Raw genomic sequence first — 4,532 nt, 5'->3', positions numbered from 1 at the left:
TATCCAAGTTCCTTTACGGCTTTTAAGATATTTTCGGGGAGACCAAGNTGCTCAAATTGAGGCGTGGAGTCTGTCATAGCTAGGAATGCCTATCGATAAAATGGTTCTGACGCGAGGACAGAATAAAAGGGCGGCAATTATACGCAGATTTGAGAAAAAAAGCTTTGATTATTTTTTGATCGACTCTAAGGCTTCCTCTGCCCAGCTTAACCAGGCTTGTTCGCCAATGATTCCGCGCCTTAGTGTAAGGTAGGGAAGTTTATAGTTGGCTTGCTTCTCTGGGGGCAGGCTTAAGTAGCTCTGCTCTATCGATAGAAGGCTTTGTAATGTCTTTTGGTGTAGCGCTTGATGCGCTTCAATTTCCTCTAACAAGTTGTTTTGATCGATAAGGTGGCCGCCAAAAACCTTTACCAAGAGGGCATCATTGGTTTTATTCGGTTTTACCTGCGCCGATAGCCATTGCTTGAGCTCTTCAACGCCTTTTGCTGTGATGTCGTAAACCTTTTTATCGGGTTTATCAGTCTGTTTTATATTGTTGCAGGAGATAAAATCCTGCTCTAAAAGAACTTTTAGTTGCTGATAAATTTGCTGGTGGCTTGCATTCCAAAAATACCCTAGTCCTTCTTTAAATTGTTTTAATAGGTCATAACCGCTGCCTGGTTCGGTTTCTAATAATACGAGAATTGCGTGTTTTAAGGACATGGCTCAGCTCTAAATTGAATAGACATTGGCTAGTATATATTATTTTTCAATATGCAAGAAGTTGCATAATAATTTGTTTGCGGGGTAATATGTAAAAATAATGAGCTTGTCGTGAGCTTGGTTTTTTGTGTTTTTGACTGATTGATGCAGTGGAGAGAAATAATGGTGCGAACTGGAACTCGATATAGAAAAAACAAAGCAGATGATCATTATGATGTGATTGTTGTTGGTTCCGGAATAGGTGGCCTGGCAAATGCGGCCTTACTCTCAAAGTTGGGAAAGAAGGTTTGTGTGCTAGAACAGCACTATACCGCAGGTGGCTACACGCACGCCTATGAGCGCAATGGTTATGAGTGGGATGTTGGTGTTCATTATATTGGTGAGGTTCATAAGCCTTGGACGGTGCTACGCCGTTTGTTTGATGTGATCACAGATGGTCAGCTCAAATGGGAAGAGATGGACCCGCTTTTCGATCAAGTGATTATAGGCGGTAAAGAGTATAACTACCTAGCGGGAAAAGATGCTTTCAAAGACGAGATGAAGAAGAATTTTCCATCAGAGACTGAAGCTATCGATAAGTATGTGGAGCTTCTATATAAGGTAAGCTCTCTTGTGCCAAAATTCTTTGCCGGACAGGCAATGCCCAGAATGGCAGGTTTGCTCTATAACCGCTTTCGCCATAAATTTCTTCCGGATTATTTCTATAAAACAACTTACGAGGTGCTGAAAGAGCTTACTGATAACGAAGAACTTATCGGCGTCTTAACCGCTCAGTGGGGGGATTATGGTTTACCTCCTAAGAAAGCATCATTCATGATGCATGCGATGGTTGCGAAGCATTACTTGAATGGCGGTAGTTACCCGGTTGGGGGGGCAGCAAAAATTGCAGAGACAATTATTCCAGTGATTCAGCGTTCAGGAGGAAATGTCTTTACCTATGCTGGTGTGGATGAAATTCTCATCAAAAACAATAAAGCTTATGGCGTAAGGCTGAAGAAAGGTCAGGAAATTACGGCTGATGCAGTGGTAAGTTGCGCTGGTTTATATCCCACGGTGAATAAATTGCTGCCAGAGTCGGCTATCAAAAAGCATAAACTGAATAAGTTGTTAGAAAGAGTGGAGATTTCCTCGTCGCATATATGTATTTACGCGGGCTTTAAAGGTACGGCAAAAGAATTAGGGATACCTAAGAAAAACTTCTGGATATACCCGACGAGTGATCATGATGACAATGTAAGTAAGTTCAATGAGAGCTTGGAAGCAGAACTGCCGCTTACCTATATTTCTTTTCCTTCAGCAAAAGATCCAAGCTGGAATGAACGCTATCCTGGAAAGTCTACGGCAGAGATTGTAGCACCCTGTAAGCCAGAGTGGTTTGCGGAATGGGAAGGGTCGACCTGGAATAAGCGCGGGGAAGAGTACGAAGCGCTTAAGGTGAAGCTTACTGAAAAATTGATGAATATGCTTTACGAGCAAATGCCACAATTAAAAGATGCTCTTGATTATGTTGAGCTTTCGACGCCGCTTTCGACTCAATGGTTTCAATGGAATGAAGAAGGCGAGATTTATGGTATTGACCATAGCGTAGAGCGCTTTGAACAGGCGTGGTTGCATCCGGTAACGCCGATTAAAAACTTCTACCTTACCGGTGCTGATGTAGTGACTGCGGGTGTTGGTGGCGCATTGATGGCAGGTGTGATGACTGCTAGCGCAATGATGGGGGTAAAAGGCTACAAGGTTATGGGGTTAATAAAGAAGTGGCAGCCAGAACAAAATACGGAAGAGGCTTCGAAGGAATCGCTTCAAGCGGGGTAAATTCCACCTAATATTTTGCTCTTGCTTGCTCCCGTAACGGAGCAGGCATTGCCTGGCAGGTTGTTCAGTGTTTGTCTTGCTAACCAGGCGAAAGCGCTGGCCTCAACCAATTGCGGGTCTATTCCCAGGTCGAGGGTTGAACTTAAGCGATAGCTTGGAAGCAGGTTTTGGAGGCGAGTCATTAGTAGTTGATTATTGATGCCGCCGCCGCAGACGAAGATGTCGCAGCCATCACCATTAGTGCTGGTGATGATGCTGTTACTAATTGTGCTGGCCGTTAGCTCGAGTAGCGTGCGCTGAATATCTTCGCTTTGGAATGTGCTGTTTGCAATCTTATTGGCTATCCATGCTGAGTTAAACAGTTCTTTACCGGTGCTTTTGGGTGCTGTTTGTTTGAAATAGGGCTCGTCGAGAAAATCCTGTAATAAATCTTCGATAACAGACCCTGTGCTCGCCCAGTCGCCATTATGATCGTACGCTTTCTTTAAGCAGCTTTGAATCCATAGGTCCATAAGCATATTTCCGGGGCCTGTGTCGTAGCCGGATAGCTTGTTCTTTGTTTTTGAGAGCACTGAAATGTTCGCGATACCGCCAATATTGGCAACGATTCTCGTTTCGTTTGAGTCGCCAAATACTGCTTGGTGAAATGCGGGGACTAATGGTGCGCCTTGCCCCTTCGCGGCCATATCTGCCATTCTGAAATCGGTAATCGTCGTGATATTAGTGATGTGGGCGATTGTACTTGGGTCGCCTATCTGGAGTGAAAAGGGTTTGCTTGACTCAGGGCGGTGTCTGATTGTTTGTCCGTGACAACCGATGGCGCAAACATCGCTACTATTCTTGTTGGCTTTCTTGAGTAAATCGTTCACGGTTTCCGCAATAGCTTCACCTAGCTCGACACTGGCTTCGCCAAGGCGGTCTATCTCATTGTCGCCTGGTAGTGACAATGACTGAAGTTTCGACTTAAGCGAGCTTGAAAATGGTGCGCTAAATGATTCAATACTGGTGGTTTTGTTTTCAGATATTGAGGCAAGGACGGTATCGATTCCGTCCATGCTGGTGCCAGACATGACGCCTATATATAGTTTGTCTGCCATATCAGGGACTCTATCTGTACTTACTGATTAGAGGCGACTTGATAACTTTCTGAAAAGGTCTCGAGCTGTGCCAGGTATGAGTGTGTTGCTTTCTTAAAGCGAGCAAGCTCCTTTTTAGGGATAGGGCTCGCGTGTGGCAGTTTCACCTTTAGAGAGTTTTTGTGGACACCGTTAACTCTAAATTCATAATGAAGATGGGGCCCTGTTGAACGTCCTGTGCTACCGACATAGCCAATGATTTGGCCTTGCTTAACGCGCTTGCCCGAGCGGATGCCGCGTGCGTAGCCATTCATGTGAGCATAAAGAGTGGTGATGCTTTGTCCGTGTTGGATGATGACAGTTTTACCGTAACCACCTTTTCTGGCTGCATGAATAACCTTGCCGTCACCAGTAGCTTTGATTGGCGTGCCGGTCGCCGCGGCGTAGTCAGTGCCTTTGTGCGCTCTGATTTTATGTAGAATAGGGTGCTTGCGACGCAGGTTGAAGCGTGAGGAGATGCGAGCGAAGTCGACAGGCGTTCTGATAAAGGCCTTCCGCATGCTTTTTCCGTCAGGAGTAAAGTAATTACTAATGCCGTTTTCTTGTTCATAGAGGACGGCAGAAAGTTCTCGTTCACGGTTGTGGAAGTTGGCCGCTAAAATTCTGCCGTTTTTGTACTTTTCTCCGTCTAGGTATAACTCTTCATAGATTAGGTTGAACTTGTCGCCGGAGCGGATATCTAAAATGAAGTCGATATCCCAGCCGAAAATATTGGCTAGCTCCATAATTTGCGACTGTGAGAGCCCGGCCTTTTGCCCTGCAAGGAATAATGAGCTTTCTATAGTTCCCTCACCGTAGGCGATATGAACATCCGGGGTGCGAGTAACAACTTCTTTAGTGAAAGAATTGTTTTCATCCCGTTTAAATACAATTGACTTA

Annotated in this window: 4 protein-coding genes; 1 reads left to right on the top strand and 3 read right to left on the bottom strand. The window is 44.9% G+C overall.

Features of this window, described 5'->3' with window-relative positions:
• Nucleotides 1-168: 168 nt before the first annotated feature.
• Nucleotides 169-702, bottom strand: a complete 534-nt coding sequence (locus A3761_RS08850) for a PadR family transcriptional regulator (RefSeq protein WP_068513060.1) — start codon at nucleotides 700-702, stop codon at nucleotides 169-171.
• 162 nt (nucleotides 703-864) lie between these two features.
• Here A3761_RS08850 and A3761_RS08845 point away from each other — a divergent pair, with 162 nt between their 5' ends.
• Nucleotides 865-2,517, top strand: coding sequence for an NAD(P)/FAD-dependent oxidoreductase (locus tag A3761_RS08845; protein WP_082865470.1), 1,653 nt, complete (start codon nucleotides 865-867; stop codon nucleotides 2,515-2,517).
• On the opposite strand, the gene A3761_RS08840 is transcribed toward A3761_RS08845, so the two are convergent.
• Together A3761_RS08840 and A3761_RS08835 are read right to left on the bottom strand one after the other, a co-directional pair.
• Complete coding sequence (locus tag A3761_RS08840) at nucleotides 2,505-3,614, bottom strand: anhydro-N-acetylmuramic acid kinase (RefSeq protein WP_068554863.1); 1,110 nt, start codon at nucleotides 3,612-3,614, stop codon at nucleotides 2,505-2,507. The two genes, A3761_RS08845 and A3761_RS08840, sit on opposite strands and share 13 nt — an antisense overlap.
• 20 nt (nucleotides 3,615-3,634) lie before the next feature.
• Nucleotides 3,635-4,532, bottom strand: an 898-nt coding sequence (locus tag A3761_RS08835; RefSeq protein ID WP_156491766.1) for a peptidoglycan DD-metalloendopeptidase family protein, incomplete at its 5' end; no start/stop codon positions are given.

The organism is Oleiphilus sp. HI0123 (genome assembly GCF_001635315.1).
The sequence above is the reverse complement of the archived record's forward strand: the minus strand, read 5'-3'. Positions and strand labels throughout refer to the sequence as shown.